Raw genomic sequence first — 22,499 nt, 5'->3', positions numbered from 1 at the left:
CTGACGGCTATTATTCTAGCCGGATAGCTCATGGAGATCCTTAATCGAATGAAGATCCTATTGATTGAGGACGATCAAATCACCGGTAGCTACATCCAAAAGGGGCTTACTAGTTCCGGGCACTCAGTAGACTGGCTTACAAACGGCCGCGACGCACTTTCGGCCGGCTTAGACACCGAATACGATGCGCTGGTCGTCGATCGTATGATACCCGGACTCGATGGATTAAGCCTCGTCCGAAGTTTGCGTGCTGCATCCGTTCGCACACCAGTGTTGTTTTTGACGGCGATGAGCGGTGTAGACGATAGAGTAGAGGGGCTTGATGCTGGCGGTGACGACTACCTCATCAAGCCATTTGCGTTTTCTGAATTAGCTGCTCGGATCAATGCACTTGTGCGACGCCCACCCATTGCGACAGAAAAGACGAGGTTGCGAGTGGGAGATCTAGAGATGGACTTAGTGTCAAGAACCACGTGCCGTGATGGCCAGACCATAGAACTGTTGCCCCGCGAATTCGCATTGTTGGAACTGTTGATGCGCAACGAAGGTCGAGTTCTGACCAAAACAATGTTTCTGGAGAAGATCTGGAATTTTAATTTCGACCCGCAAAGCTCGGTAGTTGAGACCCACATTAGCCGCCTGAGGGCAAAGATAGACAAGCCGTTCCCTAAACCGCTTCTGCACACGATCAAAAATACCGGGTACACCCTGCATGCTCGCGGGTAACTTTTTCAAAAGCACCGCTGTACGGCTTGCTACCATTTACATTGGGCTTTTCGCAGCCGCCTATCTGGTCGCCAACACGATAGCGTACCAGATGGTGATGGGTTTTCTGGATGATCGGCTGAACGCAAATGTAATGGAACGTTATCGGGAGATTTCCTCAGCTTATGAGGGAGGAGGAATCAACGGCGCCATCGAAATGATTGAGAGCCACGGGCCAGCCATAAGAGGTGAAGAAACAGTCTACACCCTGCGAGATCCATCTGGTTCATCGATCGCTGGTAACGCTGAGTTGGTGAATGTTCCCCTTGGGTTGTCAGTTCAACCTCCTGATGAACTACGTGCTACCACCTCCCATTATAAGTTATTTCGCGGATCACTGGGAGACTATGATCTGACGGTCGGTATCAGCTATGGCGATACTGACCACTTGTCCGGAATTGTCATGAAAAGCTTCGGCTGGGCAACTGCCATGATCGTCGTTGTAGGCATACCTGGAGCTGCATTTCTGGCTTACACCACCCGCAGAAGGATATTTGCCCTCTGCCGCACGGCTCACGAAATAGGGCATGGCGAGCTTTCCAAGCGGCTTCCTGTCTCGACCCGGATGGACGACATTGATGTCCTGTCGACAGAAGTAAACGTGGCACTGGCTCGTCTGGAGGCCAGCGTTCTCGCTATGAAACAGGTCACCACAGATGTCGCGCACGACCTGAAAACCCCCATCGCTCGTACCTTTCTAGTTCTGGACGATGCGCTGCAGCTCACCGAGACGGAAGAGATAAGAGCAGGCATAGAACTGGCACTATCTGAGCTGCAGTCTATTGCCGACACCTTCGATGCGCTGCTTCGAATAGCGCAGATTGAAGCCCAAAATCGCACCACAAATTTTATCAATTTTGATCTCAAAGCTCTGACATTTGAACTTTACGAGGCGTACGAGGCCATTGCAGTTGAATCTGGCTACAGCCTGTCTATCGTCAACGACGAAAGTGAATGCTTTATACTCGGTGATCCGGCTCTCATACGGCAGTTGCTAGCAAATCTACTCACAAATGCCATGAGGCACACCCCAGCTGGTACGACGATCTCGGTGAAAGTCCAGCGTGAAACGGACACAATCTGTCTGACCGTCTCTGATAATGGCCCGGGTATACCACAGGGTGAGCATGAAAGGGTCTTTGAACGGTTTTACCGTCTTGAGAAAAGCAGGACTACATCCGGCTCCGGGCTGGGTCTCAGTATGGTCAAGGCAATCGCAGAACTTCATGCTGCACGGCCGTGTATTGTTGGGATCCCCCCGGGTCTCACGGTTAAAATTGCTTTCCCTAGCTTGGAAATCGATGGGTAAACCCTTGACTTTTGTCCAACGTACCGGCCCTCTCGGAAGGGACTCAACGGAACCGCAGGAAAGCACTCGTTTATCTGCTAGAACATTCTTCACCTTGGCTTGCTTCATTTCGCAATCCTCCACGGTATCAGCGGAGCCTTATCAGCTATTATATCTACTGGTCAGGGTGACTGAACACAAAATGCTGATCCAGGTATGAAGTAACAACGGAGCACATTTATCTCTTCCTATCGACGGCGCATGAGACGAAGTGCAAGGCCTGCGGTAATTCGTAAGGCAACGCACGCATTTATTCGTCTAGCATTCATGCTGGCATTATTCTTTGGCGTTATCCTAACTGTTCGAACCTGCGTTATTCTCTGATGCACCTTAGCGAAGCAGCGTCTTCAGTGCATATGCTCCCAAGAGGGCCTATCAAAACAGAAGATACATTGCCAGCGCCATAGCGCCACCGAGTGGAGGGAGCGTGACCCGTACCTCAACGAGAGTAGAACGGGGAAAGTGAATGGGACGATCATGGCCTCAGCTCTTGAAGGGATCCGAACCGACGACACCTTTTTGATCGCTCGAAGACAAGGGCTTATCGGGGTCGGTTCCGGCTGGGGGCGGAATGACACCCTAAGCGTTTGCCTCCGTGGGCCAAAGATATTCGCCGGTCAGCAGGATATGCGCCCAGCCCAGAGGAGAGATGTGGGCTAAAAGTTCGGGTGGCACATCGAGGCCTTCGTTTCGCCGTTCGGCGACGGCGTGGCCAAGGTGGACGGTATTCTAGTAGATGATGATCGCCGTCAGCAGATTCAGCCCGGCGATCCGGTAATGCTGCCCCTCAGTGGTTCGATCACGGATTTCACCTTGACGGCCGATGCGCAGGGCACTCTTGAGGGCATGGTGGGCTTCGCCCTTGTTGAGGCCAATCTGGGCGCGGCGCTGCATATCGGTATCGAGGATCCACTCGATGATAAAGAGAGTGCGCTCGACGCGGCCGACTTCCCGAAGCGCGGCCGCAAGATCGTTCTGTCGGGGATAGGATGCGAGTTTCCGGAGCAACTGGCTCGGTCTGATCTTTCCGGCGGCCATCGTGGCAGCACAGCGGAAGAGATCAGGCCAGTTTGACACAATCAGTTCTTCGCGGATTTTGCCGCCCACCAGCTTGCGTAAATCTTTGGGTGTCCCCGCGGGATCGAAGACATAAAGCCGTTTCGACGGTAAGTCGCGGATGCGCAAGACGAGCCGGTAGCCGAGCATGGCACTGGTCCCGAACAAATGATCGGTAAACCCCGCCGTATCGGCGTATTGCTCGCCGACCTGCCGGCCGACTTCATTCATCAGCAGGCCATCGAGGATGTACGTAGCTTCACTGACGGTTGCGGGAATAGTCTGTGAGGCGAACGGCGCGAACTGGTCATTGACGTGGGTATAAGCCTTGAGCCCAGGCTCACTGCCGTACTTGGCGTTGATCATGTTCATGGCCTCGCCCTGTCGTGCCGAAGGGAAAAACTGACCATCGCTTGATGCGGTTTTTCCCATGCCCCAGAACCGGGACATCGGCAGCTTGCCCTGCGCGGCCACGACCATCGCCAGCGCCTGGTTCATGCCCTCGCTTTCGACATGCCAGCGGGCAAGGCGCGAGAGCTGCCAGTAATCATGCGTGTTCGAGGCTTCCGCCATTTTTCGAAGGCCTAGGTTCAGCCCTTCGGCGAGCAGAACGTTCAGCAAGCCGACCCGATCGCTGCATGGCGCTCCGGTTCTGAGATGGGAAAAGGCGTCCGAGAATCCGACCGCCGCGTCAACTTCCAGCAAGATGTCAGTGATCCGCACAGGCGGCATTCGACGATAAAGATCGAGGACCAGTTCCTCTGCGCTTTCGGGAACGTCTGCGGTCAACCGGTCGATCCGCAACGTTCCATCTTCAATGCTACCATGGGGGATGGTCCCGTCGCGAGCGGCACGTGCCAGCCGCTTCAGACCATCCGCAAGGCGACCCTTGCGGTCAGCCAGCCAAGCTTGAGGATCGAGAGGAACAGCCATCCTGGCATTCGCCTGCGCCGAGGTCATCGGAACAAGCACCTGCTTGAGATCGCCGTAGCGGCGGGAATGATCCAGCCATATGTCTCCAGACCGGAAAGCATCGCGAAGATGAAACAGCACCGCGACCTCCCATAAACGACCATCGCCTCGGTCTTGCGCTCGGAGATGGCGATGCCATTTCGAATTCGGCCGCAGGAATGATATACCTGTTGATGTCGGCGCACGTGTTTCGCCGATGGCTTTCGCGGCTGCAATCAATGGCTCCGCCACCGACGCAGCCTTGAGCTTCAGGCATCGCAACATCCGCGGCGCATATCGGCGAAAACGATGATACCCTTGTCCGACGTGAGCCAACGGCTCGTCTGCCAATGTACTGGTGAGTTGCGTCCCTACGGCAACCAGCTGTTCAAGCTGATGCCATTCGGCCGACCGTGCCAACACATTGTCCAACGGAACACCATCGTCGCGAGCTTCCAGCAAAGAGGCTCCCAATGCCGTGAAAGCGCGAAGCGTATCGGTGACTGCGGCCTTGGAACCGGCAATCCGCTCGTCATGTAGCCGTTTCGCCTCTCGCCAAGTTTTCCCAACGATGCGGTCGTGGGTTTCGATGATGGCATCGGCGATCGCGGCTTCCCATTCGACGACGCAAACGGCGAGGATCGCCCACCGCCGATCCGAACTGATGTCGCGCAGGCCATCCGTGAAGTAACGCTCGCCCTGCCGACGCAGGCGCGCGATGCGGTGTGGCGGTACGCCTAGGAGGATCTGGGGATCGACTTCCAGACCGCGCAGGAACTCCAGCCGATCAAGCAAGCGGTTCGCTGATGCGGAATTGCTGCCGACTTCGAACTGGCGAAGCCAGATGAAACGGCTGATGTTTCCGTCAACCATTTCGGTCAGAAGCCCGTCCAGTTGCTCGCGCACACTAAAGTCGAGCCTTTCCGCTATCCGTGTCTCAATGCATCGCTCGGCGGCAACAAGGGCATCGGCGCACAGACGCTCGATCGTTGACGCCGCCGGCAGGATGGTCACCATTTTCCTGCATTGCGCGACGAAGCGCCGCGCCAGATCTTCGTTCGACCTGGCATCTTCAGCCTGATCGAAAAGCCAATCCCGCAGATCACGGGCCCCGCGCCCCGTGAATGTCTTGTAGCCGTAGATCTCGCGCAACGCCTCCATATGTTGCTGGCGGGTCTGACGCCGGGCGGCATAGGTGAGAAGCGCATCGGCCGGAACGCCGAGCTGAGCTCCGATGAAGGAAAGGACTTCATGCGGAATCATTTCGCCCGGAGCCAGCGCGCGCCCTGGATAGCGTAGTGCACAAAGCTGCAGGGCGAAACCCAGCCTGTTTTCTGGTCTGCGGCGTTCCTGAATGTTTGCCAGATCGTCGTCGCCCAATGTGTAATGCTTCAGCAGTGATAACTCGTCCGTCGGCAGGTCGAGCAACGCCGAGCGCTGTCGCTCGGCGAGAATATGTCGTCTTGGCATGCGCGCGTTGTCCCTGTTGAAGTACAGTCTGTTTTGGACAACAATCGCCCCATGCAAATCAAGGCTTTGCGAGCCACAAAACCACGAGGGTTCAATTGGGACAGCGCGTGGCCATCTATTGCCGGGTTTCGACGGCTGATCAGTCCTGCGAACGACAGGAGCGAGATCTGACCGCCTTCGCCGGACGTGCCGGATATAAAATTGCCGGCATATATAAAGAGACGGGCTCGGGCGTGAAGCTGGACCGGGCCGAGCGCAAGAAGATCATGGCGCTCGCTCAGGCCAGACATATCGACGCCATCCTGGTCACAGAACTCTCCCGCTGGGGACGCTCGACGATCGATCTCCTCAACACGTTGCGCGAGCTGGAAAGCTGGAAGGTCTCAGTCATCGCCATGAACGGCATGACCTTCGATCTGTCATCTCCTCATGGCCGTATGCTGGCGACTTTCCTCTCCGGTATCGCTGAATTCGAACGCGATCTTATCAGCGAACGGGTCAAATCGGGCTTGGCCGTTGCCAAAGCGCGCGGCAAGAAACTCGGTCGACAGCGGGGGCAGCGCCCGAAGTCGGACCGTCTGGCTCCGCGAGTTCTGGCGCTCGTTGCTGAAGGCCGCAGCTATCGGCTCATTGGTCGCGAACTTGGGCTCAGCAAGAACACCGTCTCCGATATCGTGCAACGTAACCGCAACGCTATCGTCGCTCGCGAGCCAAATCGTTGAGCCCGATAAAGGTCCCGATGACATCGAGCGAGAACCGGAACGCCGGTTGATCGCCGGGCAACGCCGGCTCCATGACCAGAGATACGCCTACATCGTCTCCCGTTCGCCAAAAGCGAACTGATTGTTTCGGTGTTACCGGCTCCTTAGCTGGCGTACTCTGAGCCAGACATTGAGAAAACTGGCGGCGATCAAACCAGAGATGCCGACGTAGGCCAGGACAAGGCTTGGCATGAGACCGAGAAACACGACCGCTATCGCCAGCGTACTGAGCCCCCCGATGATGAGAGCCCACGGTTGATGATGGCTGCGTGTTCCAAGATATAGCCCGAGTAGGGTGACGGCCAGAAACGCTGCTAACAATGGGAACAGGATCGCATCTCTTTTGATGAAGCCAAGCCCGACGGCCGATACAATCGAAAGGAGTACCGGGGAACCGAGGCAGCAGAGCGCCGCGAAGACCGATCCGGCGGCCCCGAATTTGTCCAGGTGCCGTTTCCAAAAGGTACTTTGCTCGATGGTGTTCGCGGCCATAGCTGCAGTCTCCTACACACCTGCAACTTCGCACCCGCCGGGTGGATATTTTCGACGGCGCCGTTCACCCTTTGAGGCAGCAGCGTGCCGATGTGGAGCAGCGAAGAGAGGTGATACCGCTCTCCGCCCGCCGCCGCCAATCAGCCGGCGGCTATTGCGCCACATGCGACGGATAGCCGGCGTTGGTCGTCGCAGCAATGAGGGTCGGTACGCCGGTGACTGCGTCATCGAAAGAGACCGTGGCGACAGCACCCGACATTGCGTCGGCTTCCTTTACCTGGACCGCTGTGACACCCGAGACACGAGAGAGGGCCGTTTTGACGATGGGGGCGCAGAGCGCGCAGGTGGCGTTGTCAACGTTCAGTATAACAGTCTTCTCGCCGGCCACGGCGGCGAGCGGGGAAAGCAGAGCGAGGAGAACGGCAACTGCGACAGGGCGGATCATGGGATCATTCTCCTTTGGCTTAGAGGAACAGGGGCGCAAGTCTCGGGAACCCTAGTCCGACGATGACGAGGACGGTGGCAACCCAGAGGCCGGCTTTGGCGATCCGTCCCGACTTGGGCTGGGCGCAATAGGAGCCCTCAGCGCAGGCGACCTTTGGCTCGCGATAGACGAGATAGAACCCGTAGCCGAGGATACCGAACGTCATGGCGGCAAAAATCGGTTGATACGGTTCGAGGGCGGTGAGGTTGCTGATCCAGGCTCCGCCGATGCCCACGGTGAACAGGGCAAACGGGATGACGCAGCAACTCGAGACGGCGATCGCCCCGAGAATGCCGCCGGCGGCGAGCAGTTGCTGGCGTCCGCCCCGCTGGTGTTCCGATGTCACGTGGATGGCGGCGGTCGCCGACGTTCGGGATCCTTTGAGACCTGATGATGCCTCCATAATTGCTCACTTTCTGCATCGTTGAACAGCGATTTGCGAAGTAGCCTACGCCTTGTAGTCACTACAGACTCAAGGGGGATTTCAACGATTTGCGATCACGCTTCTGTGAGGGCGTTGGAAAGTGGAACCCGTTGAGCAGTCGCTGTCGTCTGAAGACCGTAGCTGGGGTTTTCAAGCATCATGAACCGTGGCGCTACCAATCTCTGTTTCCGCAGTGCCTACGTGGCCAAGCGATCAAGATTTTGTCTTGACCCTGTACCGAGTACAGGGTGTAACGAATCTCTTTGGCAGCGATCGCGTCATCGGGATACCCGACGCGGTCGTGCTTGTGATTAATGGACCGCGCCGCAGCGATGCTATGGATCTGCGATCAGAACGGAGAGCGCCTTGGACGACAAACCGACCGCCGGCATCGTGACCGCGATCATCATCGCGCCTTTAGTCGCGCTTTGCTGCCTTGGACCGGTAGTCATCGGCTCGGCGGTGGGCGGCGTTTTGGGCTGGTTCAGCGGGCAAGGTCTCGTGATAGGGGGTGTGCTGACACTCCTGGCTGGAGCCGCCGGCTATGCCCTCATGCGCTGGCGCCGGGCTTCATCTCGTCGGGAAGATGCCTCCCCGACATGCACATGTGACGAGCCCAAAGCACGGCCCGGCAGCCGCCAACCACCAACCATCCTTTGAGCCGGCACACTCCAATCGCGAAATACCCCGTACACTCGGAGATACGCCCTTGCCCATGACCACGCCGGCCGCGGACCTCGCGGAAACGATCGAAGAAAACTCCATTCTGACGCCGCAATTCAACGCGGATGGGCTCATTCCTGCAGTCGCCACGGATGCGGCGAACGGTGTGGTGCTAATGCTGGCGTGGATGAATGCGGAGGCGCTGGAAAAGACGATCGAGACCGGTCAGGCCTGGTACTGGAGCCGGTCCCGCAAGTGTCTTTGGCATAAGGGCGCGACGAGTGGGCAAGTCCAGCAGGTCGAGGAACTGCGCATCGATTGTGATCAGGACGCGGTGTGGCTCAAGGTGCGCGCTGGCGGAGACGGCGGATGTTGCCATACCGGCCGGGCGAGTTGCTTCTATCGCCGGATCGTTACGGCGCCGGGTCGCCCGACGCTCCGCCGGGTGCCGGATGCCCCGCCGAGATAGGTCCTCAGGGTAATATCGATGTTTTCGAGCGCGACCAGGCGCTCCAGTATCACGGTCAGAAGACCGACCAGCCGCCGAAAACCCTCCAAAGCCACCTCCGGAAAGCCGTTCCGCCGGCGTGTCGCGATGGAGAGAGTATTGATCGTGCCATCACCGAAGCGCAGCGGAACGATAAGATAGTCGGTAAAGCCGTCAGCCCTAAGTTCGCCGTAGAGGTCGCACCGAAACGCTCGGACGTCCTGCAGGCGAGGAACGCGGAGCTCCGTGCGCGTCGTGTGCACATGATGATCCGGGGAAGCGAGATAGCCCGGTCGGTTCTTCAGACCATGCGGCCAATCGATGACACGAACTCTGTCGTCGTCAGCAAGCCAGAGATAGGTCCGGGCACGGAAGGCCGGATGCAGCGGCTGCGCGCTCACAAAGATGCGATCGACGCGAAGCGTTGCCGCGGACAGCAACCGTCCGATATCGCGGATCACCGCACGCGCGTCGGTCGACGCAGCGGCGCTGTCGGAGAGACCGAGTGCGAGGCGGCCGAGATGCATGCCCGGATCGCCGTAGGGTGCCTCGGAATCACAGACCCGGCGCTTGGTCATGGGCGTAATCCTGCTGAACGGGCAGGACTAAGACGCTCGACCGTCGGGAATCGCTGACTGGGGGACATTCCTTTGCTCATGCTGTCCTCGATGGTAAGGCCGTTGGCCGTTCGAAACGATCGTGTGTCTGCCGGTGGGGCGCCTCCCAAACTCTGCTCCCCGTCGCGTCGAGCGTTTTCAGAGACGCCCGCAATCGAAATGCCAGCCTTGCCGCATCAGCTACACCATCGAACTGATGTCCGACGCATAGCTGGGATAGGCGAAGATGATGCCCTTGATCCTGTTCGCGGTCAGCCCTGCGCCCATAGCCATGGCAAAGAGATTGATTTGTTCCTCCGCTCCGGGGCCGATCAGATGTGCACCAAGAATATGGCCGGTCCCGTTCTCGACCAGAACCTTGTAGGCACTGTAGCGCGCCCCGACCCGCAGCGACGAGTACCAGCCGGCGGTCTTTTCGAAATGCGTGTCAAAGGCCAGCCCCTTGTCGCGTGCTGCGGCTTCGGACAGGCCGACCGAGGAAAGCTGCGGCAGCGTGAAGACAACGCTTGGGATCGGCGGATAACTGACCGCGCGCTCATCCTTTCCTGCGAGCAGGTTCTTGCCTGCAATCCGGCCTTCGTTGGCCGAAACCGGGGTCAGATTAGGCCCACTGTCGGCACAGTCGCCGGCTGCAAAAATGGCGGAATTTGTGGTCCGCATGTAGGGGCTGACCTTGATGCCTTTGCGGCCGTATTCCACGCCCGCGGCCTCCAGGTTGAGATGCTCGATGTTGGGCACGCGCCCGGTGGCATGAACCACCAGATCACAATTGATCGTCTGCTTTCCTTCCGGCGTCTTATAGGTAACGGTGAAATCCGACCCGTCTTTCTCGATCTTCAGAACCTTGGCCTCGGTCCGCAGGTCAATCCCCAGATCGGCGGTCGCCTCGGAAAGGATACCGACCAGGTCGGGGTCGAAATTGCCCAGCGGTCGCTCCATCATCTCCAGAACCGTGACTTCCCGCGCCCCTGCGCGTTTGGAGATATGGGCAAATTCCATCGCAATGAATCCGCCGCCGACGAACACGACCCGGTCCGGCCGTTCGGGCAGCTCGAGAAAGTCGGTGCTAGTCGCCAGCAACTCCTCGCCGGGGATATTCAGCGTCATTGGCCGAGCGCCGGTGGCGATATGAAAGTTCCGGGACGACAAGATCTCGCCATTCACCTCGATCTTGTCTCGCCCGGTGAAGCGTGCCTCGCCATGCAACACGGTGATACCGGCTTTCTCCAGCCCGCCCTCGATGCGACCAGGCATCGCGTCGGTGAACGTGCGCTTGAAGGCGATCATGTCCGCCCAGTCGACGGATGTCTGTGCTTCCAGCCCCTTGCCGCTCAAGTTGCGGGCCCAGTCAATGCCCTCAGTCACGGCGATCAGCATCTTTTTGGGATCGCAGCCTCGCAATGCACAGGTGCCGCCGAAAGGAAGGGCGTCGATGCTGGCGACCTTCCAGCCAGCGTCAGCGGCCATCCGGGCGACACCATTTCCACCCGTCCCACCTCCGATCACGATCAGATCGAAGCTTTTGTTATCGCTCATGCAATTCTCCTCTCCTAAAAGACTACTTTTCCCCCTGACAAAAAACCTAACCCCCACAGCAAGGTTTGCAACGCCCTGCCTGCAATAATACCCTTCTCAACATGACATCCGGCGACGCTTTTGAGCAGAACTACTTGCGCCGACCGTATATCGGTTGACCGACGGGGCCTTTGCCGTCGGTCTTGCCATTTGCCCGCGCGCGGTGCCGCCACAAGTAGATTCCGACAATGGCCAAGACGGCCGCTGCCAGCCAGAAGTAGCCGCCGCCGACCAGCCAACTGGCAAGGCCGGCAAAGCTGATCGCGCCTGTTGCTGCCAGTACAATCGCGCCGCAGCAGACGATCTTAGCCGCGAGCAATCCCGCAAGGCCGTATCCGTTCGAAGGTTCCATCGAAGCCTCCTATCCGGCGCAGCATGACAGCTTCGCCACGTCCTTGCCGAAGCCCTGCGCCGCCAGTTTCAACCCTTCGACCGTGGTGAGATAAGGGAAGATTGTCTCGCCGAGCGCCTTCGCCGTCATGCCGTGCTTGATGGCCAACACCACCGTCTGGATGCTGTCGGCGCCCTCGGGCGCGAGGATCTGTCCACCAAGCAATCGGTCGCTTTTGGCGTCGGCAACCAGTTTGATGAGCCCGCGCGTGTCGCGCGCGGCCAGCGCCCTCGGCACCTGGTCAAGAGATACGATCGAAGTCTTGGTCTCGAAGCCGGCGTCGCGAGCCGCCTGTTCGGTCAGGCCGACGCCCGCGACCTGCGGATCGGTGAACGTCACCCACGGCATGGCCGCATTGTCATAGACAAGGCTGTCACCGTTCAGTGCGTTTTGGGCAGCGAGCTTGGCGCCATAGGCTGCCATATAGACGAACTGGTCGCGACCGGTGACATCACCTGCCGCATAGACGCCAGGCTTTGAGGTGCGCATCCGCTCATCAACCAAGACGCCGCCATTACCGCATAGCTTAACTCCCGCCTCGGCAAGGCCAAGACCGCCGGTGTTCGGGGACCGCCCAGTGGTCAAAAGCACCTGCTCGGCCGCGATCACTTCGTCCGCTCCGTCGATGGCGACCGTCAGTTCGACACCGCGGTCCGTGCGCGCGATCCGGCGATAGGAGAGGCCGGTTAGGACGGTAATGCCCTCGTCGCGAAGATAACCGGTCAATGCTGCGGAGATTTCCGGCTCGGCTTCCGGCAACAGGCGGCGGCGGGTTACAAGTGTCACTTCCGCCCCGGCACGGGCGAACATCTGCGCCAGTTCACAGCCGATATAGCCACCGCCGATCACCAGCAGCGAACGCGGCAGCTCGGAAAGCTCGAGCGCGGTCGTGCTGGTGAGGTAAGGCACATCCCCAATGCCGGGAATGTCCGGCAGGGCCGGCGCTGATCCGGTAGCAATGATGATTTTGCCAGCCATGATCGGATCGCCGTTCACAATCAGAGCGCCCTGACCATTCAGGCGCGCTTTCCCTTCCAGATAGGCGACGCCGTTGTATTGTGGCAGAAGGTCGACATATTTCTTCTGCCTGAGCGTGGTCACCAGGTCGTCCTTGGCGGCGACCAAACGGCCCCAGTCAGCGACGTTGGCTTCCCCGGCAAGACCGGGAAAGCGATGCGCGGCGCGTGCACCATGCAGCGCCTCGGCAGCGCGGATCATCGTCTTCGACGGTACGCAGCCGACATTGACACAGGTGCCGCCGATCGTGCCGTGGCCGATCAGGGCGACATTCGCCCCCTGCTCAGAGGCCGTGATTGCGGCCGAGAACCCGGCCGAACCGGCACCGATCACCGCAAGATCGTAGCGGCCATTGCCTTTTTGGGGCGCACAGCAGTCAGACATGAAAATCTCCTAATGTTTCCTGGTATCGATGTGTGAACGATGTCGCCACAGCAGGTAACCGGCTGCGGCAATGATGAGGATGAGAATTGGCACCAGACCGTAGACCGCTGTTGTCAGCGCTCCCACGCCGATCAAACCTGCCGCCACCAGCAGGATCGGCACCAGACAGCACAGCGCCGCGATCAAGACGCCAACCACTCCGACGCCAAGCATGGACCGGTCAGGCACGGACTCAACTCCCGATCGCCTTGGCAGGATAGCCAACATTGGTGGAAGCAGCGGCAATGGCCGCGACCGTCGCGGTCGACGGGTCATAGGCAACCGTCGCCGTCTTGGCCTCGAAATCCACCTTGACCGACTTCACGCCCGCAACGCCTTCCATGGCCTTGCGCACGGTGACCGGACAAAGGGCACAATACATGTTCTCGATTGCGAAGGTCTGCGTCAGCTCCTTGACGGTAACCGTTTCCGACGCGGATTGTGCGGACGCGGGAAGGGCAAGTGGCAGCATAATAGTACCGCTCAAGCCAAGCGCAGCCGCGGCGACCAGATGTTTCGACAGGTATTTCACGTGGTTATCTCCTCGTTTCAATAGAACAGCGGCGCCCACCAGCCGATGGTGCTGGCGAGCACGATGAGGATCGTTGCGATCCAAAGCGCGGTCTTGGTGATGATGGCGGAGCGCGGACGGGCGCAGTAGGAACCCGGCTCGCACGCGGCTTTGGGCTTGAAATAGACCTGCCAGAAGCCAAACCCGAGCGGCACGAGTGTCGCCGCCGCGATATAGGGCTTATAGGGTTCGAGCATCGTCAGGTTGCCGATCCATGCGCCCGATACACCGAGTGTCACCAGGAGCAGCGGGACGATGCAACAGGCCGATGCCAGAAAAGCGCCGATAACGCTTATCGCCGCGAGCCCGCCCTCGCGCCGATCCGGTTCGGCGGCCGCCTTCGAAGAATTCAATGTCTTGCTACCAATTTCGTTCATCGCAAACCATCCTCGATTTCTGACTGAAAACAGGATAGGCTCTGTAGCCAGTACAGACTCAAGAGGTATTTTCACCATGAATTCTCTTCTTTCCGCCAAGGGACTGCAGCGCCACCAATTGGCCCGTGCGACCGGCTGCCATCTGGAGACCATCCGCTATTACGAGAAGATCGGCCTGCTACCCGACCCGCCGCGCAGCGCCAGCGGTTATCGCATCTATGACGAAACCGACGTCCGCCGCCTGCGCTTCATCCTCAGGGCGCGCGAACTCGGCTTTGGCATCGACGAGGTCCGCGGCCTGCTTCATCTTGTCGATTGCAGAAGCCAGACCTGCGCGGAGGTGCAGCGCCGGACCGAACCGCATCTAGCCGAGGTTCGCGCCAAGATTGCCGACCTCCAGCGCATTGAAGCGGTGCTCGTGACAATGATCTCGCAATGCTCTGGCGAAGACGTGCCGGAATGCCCGATCCTTAACGCGCTCGCCGCTTGACGGGCGCTTAGGGTGTCATTTCGCCCCATACCGGAACCGACCCCTTATCTAGCACGCGCGCAGGAGTTCCTCCCGTCGTGAAAACATCACTCGTTTAGACGGTCAGCCAAACGCCTCATGAGATCCATTCGTTCGTGAAGAATCGCTACGATGAGAGCGGGCGCATGTTCTCGAGGCAGACAGAAGAAGTAGTGGTGCTGGCATCGCGCCATCCGCAGCGCCGGATAGAGTGCGCTCAGATCCTTGAAGGGAACTTTGCCCGCGGCAATGTCCTCCATTCCTCGCTCCAAAGCCGAGACGTATTGACGTACCTGGGCGGCACCCCATTGTGCCCGTGTGTAACGGATTACCGAGCGAAGATCGGATTCTGCCTCTGCGGTCAGGATGTAAGCCGTCAAGCGCGACCTTCGGCAATCTCCTCGTCGAGGATCTCACCTACGGTTTTGGTCGACAGTTTTCCGGCGAGCCCCTCACTGATGCGCGTATTCATCAACGTCTTTAACTCTTCCCAGGCCCGTTCTCCCTCGACGTCGCCGGGAAACAGGCGCTCAAGTGCGTACTGCTTGATTGTCTTGCCCTGCAGAGCGGCTAGCGCTTTGAGGCTTTGATGTTGTTTGTCCGTTATGTCGATCGTCAAGCGGCTCATTTCACATACTCCCGAAGTGACGGACCCACATTAGCACATATGTGGTTTAGTTGCCACCATTGCAGCGTTATCGTAAGACCTGGGCGCAAACGTCCAACATGGGCTTGCCGGAAGCCGCTCTCATGGACTCGGCGGCCACGCAAACCCCGGTAAAGCCGACGGTCGGCCCAGATTACAATCCGGTCGTCACCCTCAACGGTTGGACCTTGCCGTTCCGAATGAACAACGGGGTGAAGGAATTCCACCTCGTTGCCGAGCCGGTGGAGCGGGAGATGGCCGAAGGCATGACCGCATATCTTTGGGGGTACAACGGCCAGTCACCGGGTCCGACCATCGAAGCAGTCGAAGGCGACCGGGTTCGCATTTTCGTGACCAACAAGCTGCCGGAGCACACGACCATTCATTGGCACGGTATGATCCTGCCGTCGGGGATGGATGGTGTTGGCGGGCTGTCGCAGCCTCACATCCCCTCTGGCAAGACCTTCGTTTACGAGTTCGATCTCGTGAAATCCGGCACCTTCATGTACCACCCGCACTCGGACGAGATGGTACAGATGGCGATGGGGATGATGGGCTTCTTCGTCATCCATCCCCGGGACCCGAAGTTCATGCCGGTGGATCGGGATTTCGTCTTCCTGCTCAGCGCCTATGACATCGATCCGGGAACATACGTGCCCCGGATCATGGAAATGACCGACTTCAACCTCTGGACGTTCAACACGGGGCTCCGTGGGCATTTCTGCAATAATACCCGCTAAGGGAAAGCGAAGTTGTTTGGATTGAAACGGTTAGCGCGGATCGGCCTGAAGCGTTCGAGGGGTCGGTCAATTTCGTTCCAGAGATAGTCGCCGGTGAGTGCGATATGAGCCCAGGGAAGTGGTGCGACTTGGGAGAGCAGCTCGGCGGGAATATCGATGCCCTGGGTGCGGACATAATCGACAGCGCGGCTGAGATAGACGGTGTTCCACAGGATAATGGCGTTGACGACGAGGTTGAGACCTGACGCCCGATAGGCCATGGTTTCCGCCACGCGGTTGCGCAGCTCGCCAAGCTGGTGGAGGAAGACCGCCCGGGCAAGGGCGTGACGGCTTTCACCCTTGTTGAGGATGGCATGCGATCTGCGCCGGAGCTTGGTGTCGAGCAACCAGTCGCAGATGAAGATCGAGCGTTCAATCCGGCCCATTTCGCGTAGCGCCTGATTGAGCCGATTTTGCCGAGGCGATGCGGCAAGCTTCTTGAGGATGACGGACGGCGGCACGAGGCCCGCGCCAATCGATGACTTCAGCCGCAAGACCTCATCCCAGTGCTGCTCGATGACATCCATGTTGACGGCTCCCGAGATCAGCGCCCCGAGCGGGTCGTACGCCGCGTCGGGATCGATGACGAAGAGCCTGCGATTGCCGAGATTGCGGATACGAGGAATGAGCCTATAGCCGAAGCCATGGAACATAGCGAATGTCGTTTCGGTCGCGCCGGCGGTATCGGTTGCATGCTCATGGATTTCGACGGAGCTTTCGTTGTGAAGGAGGCCGTCGAGCACGTAGGGCGCTTCGCTCTCGGACGCCTGGATCATCCGGGAGAAGAAGGAGGCGAAACGATTGGACAGGAAGCCATAGACCGAAGCACCTGGTCTTTTGCCGTATTTTGCATTGTATTCGAGGCTGGCTTCACCGCGCCCGCCTGCCGGAAAGAACTGCCCGTCCGAGGAGGAGATATGACCGTCGCCCCAGACCGCGGCGAAGGGATGAGCCTGCTGCGCATCGACCAGCACGGCGGTCGCCGTAGCATAGGTTTCCGAGCGCAGATGCCTATCTACCATCAGCATCATCTGGTGGATCGTGACGCCGCGTGAGCTTTCCGCCATGCGTTCAGCACCGGCGTTGGTGGCGTCGGCAAGGATAGCGGCCATCAGCGCCGGCTCGTCGTTCGCCGTCTCGCCGGTGCGATAGTGTGTGAAGCTGTCAAGGAACCTGGTCCAGCTGTGGACCTCGGCAAGCAGGCTGGTGATCCTGATCCGGGGAACGAGGATGTAAAGACGCCGGCTGAGCGCGACGATCCCGTCACGCTCCTCCTCGCGGATCGGGGAGACCGACAAACCCTTGTCGGAAATAGCCGCATCCGGAATGGCGTTGGCGGCCGCCGCCCTTGCCAGCTCTTTGAGTTTCGCGTCGAGCGTGGCGGTGCGTTCGGCTCGCCATTCGGCAAAGCTGTCAGGGATGGCAAGCCCGAGCCGGCCTTCGGCGCGCATCAGGGCAAAGATCGGTCGAGGCAGAAGATAATCCTCGAAACTGCGCCATGCTCGGCTGCCATCAACCCATATGTCACCGGCCCGCAGGCGCTCCCGAAGGTGAATGAGTACCGCCACTTCCCAAGCCCGAAGGTCGATGGTGACACCGTCCGAGCGCACACGTCGCCGCCACTTGCGCGTCATGAACGCGAACGGCACCTGCGCGGGTAGTTTCCTGCCACTGTAGAGCGCACGCAGATGATCCACTGCCTTCAAAACCGGATCATCGGGACGAAACGACCGGAAAGAGAACGCGCCGAACATGAGCCTGCCCAGCTTTCGCAGCGATTTGTGCCGCTCTATGAGCTCATCGAATTCGTCGCTGCGATCGGGGCGCACGACGGACCTGGCTGCGGCCACGCTGGCGGTCAATCCGTCCCAGCCGAGTGAGACTGCAATTGCGGATGCGAGATCGGTGTTGTTCTCACGGGCGGCCAGAAGCGCCTCGCCAAGCTTGAGATGATCGAGCGCCACCCCATCAAGAATCTCGGCTTCTTTCAGCCGGCGTTCTGTGCGGCTCAGTTCAGCCTTGCGCCGGGTGCTGCCGATCAGTTTGCAGAACATGTCGATCGCAAGGTCGGTGATTGCCGCCTGCCTCTCGATGACGAACGCCGTCAGCGTGGCGTAGCGGCGCTCGGATGTAAGGCGTCGTATCTCACGGGCATGCAGAATGCGGGCGTCCCGGGCGATGATGCCATAGCGGTTGGCATGGATCGTTTTACGTCGCTCATCGGAAATCGCCGCCGAACGCAGAACCTCAAGCCGGGCAATCAGGCCCTTGAGGTTTTTCAGTTTCGTCCCCTCCGGCGCTTCCGCAATCCAGCCGAGATGGCTCCGATCGCCGGACCGATCGATGAGAAGCTGATCAAGCGCCTCGATGGACGGTTGCTCCATGCCCCGGATCAAGCCGCGATAAGCCTGTCGTCGCGCTGCCGCCCGGCCCGCCATCGCCAGACGTATCAGCAGTTCCGGCACAGGAACGAGCAGCTTCCTCTCCTTCAGGGCTTCGATCACGGCCTTGGTGATCGGCTCGCCTTGTTCGGTAGCGGCTGCCTCGCGTGCCGCCGCGGTGATCAGGGATCGATAATCGCTCGCCCGGACGGGCCGGAGATCCAGTGCGACGACAATCTCCCGCGTATGTTCTCGACGGGTTTCCTCCCGCTGGGCATAGAGTGCGAACACCGCAGCGTCGATGCCCAACTGGTCGGCGACAACGGAGACGACTGCCTGAGGCGGAACTTCCCCAGCGCGGAGCGGACGACCGAGATCACGCACCAGGGCGAGTTGGATGGCAAAACCCAGACGATTATGCGATCGGCGATGCGCCCTGGCGAAAGCGATGTCCTCAGCGGACAGCGCATAGCGCGCGAGGGCCTCTTCATAAACATCGGGTGGGTCGAACAGAACGGTGCGCGACTGCGCGTCGAGGAAGGCCATCGGTCACACCCGCTCTCAAACTGGGGGAGCAGGCTCATCTTCTTTGCCCGGTCCGGTCCATCCGGTTCGCCGCAATGTATCGATGAGAGTCGAGCGCGGCACCTTGAATGTCCGACACACCGACGCCTTGCTGGCGCCGGCTTCCAGCGCCGCCAGAATCTGCTCAACCTTTTCGGTGTCGATCGTCGGTGGCCTACCGCCCTTGCGACCGCGCCGGCGTGCCGCCGCCAGTCCAGCGTTGACCCGCTCCGTGATCAGCACTCTCTCGTATTCGGCGAGCGTGCCAAACAGGTTGAACAGGAACGCACCGTGCGAATTCGTCGTGTCGATAGCTTCCGTCAAAGAGCGGAAGGCGACCCCGCGCATCTTCAGATCCTCAACGATTCTGATCAGGTGGGAGAGTGATCGGCCCAGACGGTCGAGCTTCCAAACGACCAGCACGTCACCCTCGCACAATTCCGCAAGGCAAGCCTTCAGCCCCGGCCGATCGTCGCGCGCGCCCGAAGCGCGATCCTGATGCAGGTGACGCTGATCGACCCCGGCCGCGAGCAGGGCGTCGCGCTGCAAGGCAACCGACTGCCGCTCATCACCGCTCGATACCCGCATGTAACCGATCAACATGCACGACAAACCTCAAATTCCGTGTTGCCGCACAGTCTCACATTCCGACAGGGTTTGTCGCGCAAATAATTGCCCAGTCACCCCGTCGATTTCGACCCGCCGAACCGCTACGCGGAAATCATCCGTTTTCCGTCACGCCAAAAATCTCTTAGCGGGTAATATTGCAGAGATTCCCACGGAGCCCCTTGCTGCCCGGTTGAACACCCATGAACCGCTGCGGTTTGCCAACCGGGTGCCCTTCCTCCAGCACCTCGCTGAACATGGCATCGACATCTTCGACACGGAGACGCTTCGGCCATTCGCAGAGGCCGGCATATGGGGCGCCATCCGCCATCATGGCCTGGTCGGAAACGCGGTGATCGTCTCCGACGATGCCGGGCAGTTTCGGGTTGGTACACACGCGCTGTGTTGGGTCCATGCCGAACGGCTGCTGCAGAAGCTGATGCCGGCCACGCCCGGCCAGGTGAAGCACGTCGAGACCCTGCGCGAGCTCATCTGGCACTTCTACAAGGCTCTCAAAGCCTATCGACGAAGGCCTGACGCGCGTGCGGCACTGGGCCTGCAGGCGCGCTTCGACCGGATTTTCTCGATCCGCACCGGCTATGGCGATCTCGACAAATTGCTGTTTCGGCTGAGGCGTCGCAAACCGGAACTGCTGCGGGTTCTCGAGCGGCCGGAGATCCCGCTTCACACCAATGCGTCGGAGCGCGATCTGCGCGGCTTTGTCATCAAGCGGAAGATTTCCGGGGGCACGGTCAGTAGAAACGGACGCCAAGCGCGAGACAGCATGCTGGGCCTTTCGAAGACCTGCCAGAAGCTCGGCCTGTCGTTCTGGCACTATCTCGGTGATCGGCTGGGGGTCAGCACATCGCACCCAGCCATTCCCCCACTGGCCACCATGATCGTTGCCAGGTCCTGAGCGCATCACCGACGTTCTGGCTTTGGGAAGGACACGACCTTGCCGTCGTCGGACTGGATCTGATCCGCGGTGTCGAGCACGTGGACGCCGGTGGGCTTCAGCAGGGTCGGCGATACATTCCATTGACGGTTATCATCGGCATGCACCGTCACCGTCTTCTTGTTGCGGCGGATGACGACACCACGGACCGGCACACCGCCGGGGCCTTCAAACTCCACGCCGCTTCCGACCCTGATGTCTTGAAGGGCCGCGGTGGTTCGCTGGTGATGCAAATACTGCTGACGCTCGACGATGCGCGCGTTGAGTTCGATGAGGGTTGCCTCGTCAAGGCTGTCGATATCGATCTGCCGCATTTGCTCCGCCCCACTCCCCTGTTGATCGTCAACGCCACCATGCCAATCGGCACATCGGCAGACAACCAGATGCCCACGGATCGGCTTGTTTTCGCGCACTGCCACCGGATTAGCCCCGCTTACCTTGAGCAGTACCTGGAGCAAATCCGGTGGCACCAGGGATTCCTGTTTCCGGTAATTCATGATTCACTCCCGTGATGACGAAGCGCCGCCTGCCTATGGTCGAGCATGCCGACACGCTGTCGCTGAAGGCGCTGCGCGAGCTCGTGACCGGCCTGGTGGAGAGGGCTGATCGGGCAGACGCCCGAATTGAGAAGCTCGAAGCTGAAAACCAAAGGCTTCGCGATGAGAACGATCAGCTCAGGCTCGAGAACACCCGGCTGAAAATCGACAACCAGCTTTTGCGCGACGAGATTGCGCGGCTTAAAAATCTGCCGCCCCGTCCACCCTTCAGACCGTCGGGTATGGAGAAAGCAACGGGTGACAAGCCGCTCTCGGCCAAGGATCCGGCGCCCCGGCCGCGAGGGCCGAAGAACGACACAAAGCGGGTGACGCGTGAAGAGGTGCTGCCTGTCAGTGTACCGCCCGGATCGCGCTTCAAGGGCTACAAGGACTGCTTCGTTCGGGATCTGGTTCTGCAGGTCGAGGTGGTTCGTTACCGGCGGGAGTGCTGGGTGACGCCGGACGGAGACACCATCACAGCACAGCTGCCTGCGGGGATACGAGGTGGCTTTGGGCCCAACCTGCAGCGGTTTTGTCTGATGCTGCATGCGCATGGGCAGGTCACGACGCAGCGAATGACGACGTTGCTCAACGACGTCGGTGTCGAGATCTCTAAGCGCCAGGTGGTGCGGTTCCTGACAGAGAGGCTGGATGGTTTCCACGCCGAGGATGCAGCCGTCCTCCACGCCGGCCTCGTGTCTGCGCCTTACGTGACGGTCGACGATACTGGTGCCCGTCACGCCAACCGCAATTTCCATACAACGCATATTGGCGGCGAGCATTTCACCGCCTTTCGCACGGCGTCTTCGAAGTCGCGGCTGAACTTCCTCGCCCTGCTGCGCGGCAACTATCAGGACTACGTTCTCAACGACGCCGCTTTTGCGCTGCTGGAAGACCGGCAGGTCGACCCTGCCCTTGCTGCCCGGTTGAACACCCATGAACCGCTGCGGTTTGCCAACCGGGTGCCCTTCCTCCAGCACCTCGCTGAACATGGCATCGACATCTTCGACACGGAGACGCTTCGGCCATTCGCAGAGGCCGGCATATGGGGCGCCATCCGCCATCATGGCCTGGTCGGAAACGCGGTGATCGTCTCCGACGATGCCGGGCAGTTTCGGGTTGGTACACACGCGCTGTGTTGGGTCCATGCCGAACGGCTGCTGCAGAAGCTGATGCCGGCCACGCCCGGCCAGGTGAAGCACGTCGAGACCCTGCGCGAGCTCATCTGGCACTTCTACAAGGCTCTCAAAGCCTATCGACGAAGGCCTGACGCGCGTGCGGCACTGGGCCTGCAGGCGCGCTTCGACCGGATTTTCTCGATCCGCACCGGCTATGGCGATCTCGACAAATTGCTGTTTCGGCTGAGGCGTCGCAAACCGGAACTGCTGCGGGTTCTCGAGCGGCCGGAGATCCCGCTTCACACCAATGCGTCGGAGCGCGATCTGCGCGGCTTTGTCATCAAGCGGAAGATTTCCGGGGGCACGGTCAGTAGAAACGGACGCCAAGCGCGAGACAGCATGCTGGGCCTTTCGAAGACCTGCCAGAAGCTCGGCCTGTCGTTCTGGCACTATCTCGGTGATCGGCTGGGGGTCAGCACATCGCACCCAGCCATTCCCCCACTGGCCACCATGATCGTTGCCAGGTCCTGAGCG

22 protein-coding genes and 3 pseudogenes are annotated in these 22,499 nt (G+C 59.7%); 9 read left to right on the top strand and 16 right to left on the bottom strand.

Annotation, left to right across the window (positions count from 1 at the left end; all coding sequences use genetic code 11):
* Nucleotides 1-48: 48 nt before the first annotated feature.
* Both AC07Y0_RS25805 and AC07Y0_RS25800 read left to right on the top strand, forming a co-directional pair.
* Nucleotides 49-726, top strand: a complete 678-nt coding sequence (locus AC07Y0_RS25805; RefSeq protein WP_154722834.1) for a winged helix-turn-helix domain-containing protein — start codon at nucleotides 49-51, stop codon at nucleotides 724-726.
* Nucleotides 713-2,074, top strand: coding sequence for a sensor histidine kinase (locus tag AC07Y0_RS25800; protein WP_154722825.1), 1,362 nt, complete (start codon nucleotides 713-715; stop codon nucleotides 2,072-2,074). The genes AC07Y0_RS25805 and AC07Y0_RS25800 overlap by 14 nt, the downstream gene beginning before the upstream one ends.
* Before the next feature lie 618 nt (nucleotides 2,075-2,692).
* Here AC07Y0_RS25800 and AC07Y0_RS25795 read toward each other — a convergent pair.
* Nucleotides 2,693-5,590: pseudogene (locus AC07Y0_RS25795) on the bottom strand (Tn3 family transposase).
* A 107-nt stretch (nucleotides 5,591-5,697) separates the two neighbouring features.
* Between AC07Y0_RS25795 and AC07Y0_RS25790 the strand changes: the two are divergent.
* Nucleotides 5,698-6,312, top strand: coding sequence for a recombinase family protein (locus tag AC07Y0_RS25790; RefSeq protein WP_245292647.1), 615 nt, complete (start codon nucleotides 5,698-5,700; stop codon nucleotides 6,310-6,312).
* Nucleotides 6,313-6,444: 132 nt separating this feature from the next.
* Here the strand turns inward: AC07Y0_RS25790 and AC07Y0_RS25785 are convergent, their stop codons facing one another.
* The 3 genes from AC07Y0_RS25785 to AC07Y0_RS25775 all read right to left on the bottom strand — a co-directional run bounded on the left by AC07Y0_RS25785 (nucleotide 6,445) and on the right by AC07Y0_RS25775 (nucleotide 7,730).
* Nucleotides 6,445-6,843 carry a MerC domain-containing protein gene (locus AC07Y0_RS25785; RefSeq protein ID WP_052642519.1) on the bottom strand — a complete coding sequence of 133 codons (399 nt, stop codon included), beginning with the start codon at nucleotides 6,841-6,843 and terminating at the stop codon, nucleotides 6,445-6,447.
* A 151-nt stretch (nucleotides 6,844-6,994) separates the two neighbouring features.
* A complete protein-coding gene (locus AC07Y0_RS25780; RefSeq protein WP_052642517.1) occupies nucleotides 6,995-7,288 on the bottom strand; it encodes a cation transporter in 294 nt (97 codons plus the stop codon).
* Between the two features lie 19 nt (nucleotides 7,289-7,307).
* Nucleotides 7,308-7,730 (bottom strand): mercuric transporter MerT family protein, encoded by a 423-nt coding sequence (locus AC07Y0_RS25775; protein ID WP_052642515.1) that lies wholly within the window; start codon nucleotides 7,728-7,730, stop codon nucleotides 7,308-7,310.
* Between the two features lie 387 nt (nucleotides 7,731-8,117).
* On the opposite strand from AC07Y0_RS25775, the gene AC07Y0_RS25770 reads away from it, so the two are divergent.
* Nucleotides 8,118-8,411, top strand: a complete 294-nt coding sequence (locus AC07Y0_RS25770) for a hypothetical protein (RefSeq protein ID WP_077472850.1) — start codon at nucleotides 8,118-8,120, stop codon at nucleotides 8,409-8,411.
* Between the two features lie 55 nt (nucleotides 8,412-8,466).
* Entirely contained in the window at nucleotides 8,467-8,883 is a 417-nt protein-coding gene (hisI, locus tag AC07Y0_RS25765; protein WP_077472851.1) for a phosphoribosyl-AMP cyclohydrolase, read from the top strand.
* On the opposite strand, the gene AC07Y0_RS25760 is transcribed toward hisI, so the two are convergent.
* The 7 genes from AC07Y0_RS25760 to AC07Y0_RS25730 form a co-directional block, all read right to left on the bottom strand.
* Complete coding sequence (locus AC07Y0_RS25760; RefSeq protein WP_052642511.1) at nucleotides 8,814-9,479, bottom strand: hypothetical protein; 666 nt, start codon at nucleotides 9,477-9,479, stop codon at nucleotides 8,814-8,816. The genes hisI and AC07Y0_RS25760 overlap by 70 nt on opposite strands.
* 219 nt (nucleotides 9,480-9,698) lie before the next feature.
* On the bottom strand, nucleotides 9,699-11,054 hold the full coding sequence (locus AC07Y0_RS25755) for a dihydrolipoyl dehydrogenase family protein (RefSeq protein WP_052642509.1): 1,356 nt from the start codon (nucleotides 11,052-11,054) through the stop codon (nucleotides 9,699-9,701).
* A gap of 130 nt (nucleotides 11,055-11,184) precedes the next feature.
* Complete coding sequence (locus AC07Y0_RS25750; RefSeq protein ID WP_052642507.1) at nucleotides 11,185-11,445, bottom strand: hypothetical protein; 261 nt, start codon at nucleotides 11,443-11,445, stop codon at nucleotides 11,185-11,187.
* Nucleotides 11,446-11,454: 9 nt separating this feature from the next.
* The gene (gene merA, locus AC07Y0_RS25745) at nucleotides 11,455-12,834 is read right to left on the bottom strand and encodes a mercury(II) reductase (RefSeq protein WP_425359071.1); all 1,380 of its coding nucleotides are present in this window, start codon (nucleotides 12,832-12,834) and stop codon (nucleotides 11,455-11,457) included.
* Nucleotides 12,835-12,894: 60 nt separating this feature from the next.
* The gene (locus AC07Y0_RS25740; RefSeq protein WP_125302879.1) at nucleotides 12,895-13,113 is read right to left on the bottom strand and encodes a hypothetical protein; all 219 of its coding nucleotides are present in this window, start codon (nucleotides 13,111-13,113) and stop codon (nucleotides 12,895-12,897) included.
* Nucleotides 13,114-13,117: 4 nt separating this feature from the next.
* Nucleotides 13,118-13,456 carry a heavy-metal-associated domain-containing protein gene (locus AC07Y0_RS25735; protein WP_225246255.1) on the bottom strand — a complete coding sequence of 113 codons (339 nt, stop codon included), beginning with the start codon at nucleotides 13,454-13,456 and terminating at the stop codon, nucleotides 13,118-13,120.
* 17 nt (nucleotides 13,457-13,473) lie between these two features.
* Nucleotides 13,474-13,950 carry a mercuric transporter MerT family protein gene (locus tag AC07Y0_RS25730; protein ID WP_245292648.1) on the bottom strand — a complete coding sequence of 159 codons (477 nt, stop codon included), beginning with the start codon at nucleotides 13,948-13,950 and terminating at the stop codon, nucleotides 13,474-13,476.
* Here AC07Y0_RS25730 and AC07Y0_RS25725 point away from each other — a divergent pair.
* Nucleotides 13,949-14,362: a MerR family transcriptional regulator gene (locus tag AC07Y0_RS25725; RefSeq protein ID WP_052642499.1), complete on the top strand. Its 414-nt coding sequence runs from the start codon at nucleotides 13,949-13,951 to the stop codon at nucleotides 14,360-14,362. The two genes, AC07Y0_RS25730 and AC07Y0_RS25725, sit on opposite strands and share 2 nt — an antisense overlap.
* Nucleotides 14,363-14,448: 86 nt before the next feature.
* On the opposite strand, the gene AC07Y0_RS25720 is transcribed toward AC07Y0_RS25725, so the two are convergent.
* On the bottom strand, nucleotides 14,449-14,760 hold the full coding sequence (locus AC07Y0_RS25720) for a type II toxin-antitoxin system RelE/ParE family toxin (protein ID WP_080843318.1): 312 nt from the start codon (nucleotides 14,758-14,760) through the stop codon (nucleotides 14,449-14,451).
* On the bottom strand, nucleotides 14,757-15,008 hold the full coding sequence (locus tag AC07Y0_RS25715) for a type II TA system antitoxin, ParD family (protein WP_080843319.1): 252 nt from the start codon (nucleotides 15,006-15,008) through the stop codon (nucleotides 14,757-14,759). Before AC07Y0_RS25715 ends, AC07Y0_RS25720 begins: the two co-directional genes overlap by 4 nt.
* 50 nt (nucleotides 15,009-15,058) lie before the next feature.
* On the opposite strand from AC07Y0_RS25715, the pseudogene AC07Y0_RS25710 reads away from it, so the two are divergent.
* Nucleotides 15,059-15,730 (top strand): annotated as a pseudogene (locus tag AC07Y0_RS25710) (multicopper oxidase domain-containing protein); the annotation flags it as partial.
* A 32-nt stretch (nucleotides 15,731-15,762) separates the two neighbouring features.
* On the opposite strand, the gene AC07Y0_RS25705 reads toward AC07Y0_RS25710, so the two are convergent.
* Both AC07Y0_RS25705 and AC07Y0_RS25700 read right to left on the bottom strand, forming a co-directional pair.
* Entirely contained in the window at nucleotides 15,763-18,732 is a 2,970-nt protein-coding gene (locus AC07Y0_RS25705) for a Tn3 family transposase (protein ID WP_498680574.1), read from the bottom strand.
* Between the two features lie 15 nt (nucleotides 18,733-18,747).
* On the bottom strand, nucleotides 18,748-19,353 hold the full coding sequence (locus AC07Y0_RS25700) for a recombinase family protein (protein ID WP_055971942.1): 606 nt from the start codon (nucleotides 19,351-19,353) through the stop codon (nucleotides 18,748-18,750).
* 184 nt (nucleotides 19,354-19,537) lie between these two features.
* Here AC07Y0_RS25700 and AC07Y0_RS25695 point away from each other — a divergent pair.
* A pseudogene (locus AC07Y0_RS25695) lies at nucleotides 19,538-20,272 on the top strand (IS66 family transposase); the annotation flags it as partial.
* A 5-nt stretch (nucleotides 20,273-20,277) separates the two neighbouring features.
* On the opposite strand, the gene AC07Y0_RS25690 reads toward AC07Y0_RS25695, so the two are convergent.
* Complete coding sequence (locus AC07Y0_RS25690) at nucleotides 20,278-20,808, bottom strand: hypothetical protein (protein ID WP_498680572.1); 531 nt, start codon at nucleotides 20,806-20,808, stop codon at nucleotides 20,278-20,280.
* A gap of 14 nt (nucleotides 20,809-20,822) precedes the next feature.
* Here AC07Y0_RS25690 and AC07Y0_RS25685 point away from each other — a divergent pair, with 14 nt between their 5' ends.
* Nucleotides 20,823-22,496, top strand: coding sequence for an IS66 family transposase (locus AC07Y0_RS25685; RefSeq protein ID WP_498680609.1), 1,674 nt, complete (start codon nucleotides 20,823-20,825; stop codon nucleotides 22,494-22,496).
* The last annotated feature ends 3 nt before the right edge of the window (nucleotides 22,497-22,499 follow it).

The organism is Allorhizobium sp. GW101-3B10, assembly GCF_059424725.1.
The sequence above is the reverse complement of the archived record's forward strand: the minus strand, read 5'-3'. Positions and strand labels throughout refer to the sequence as shown.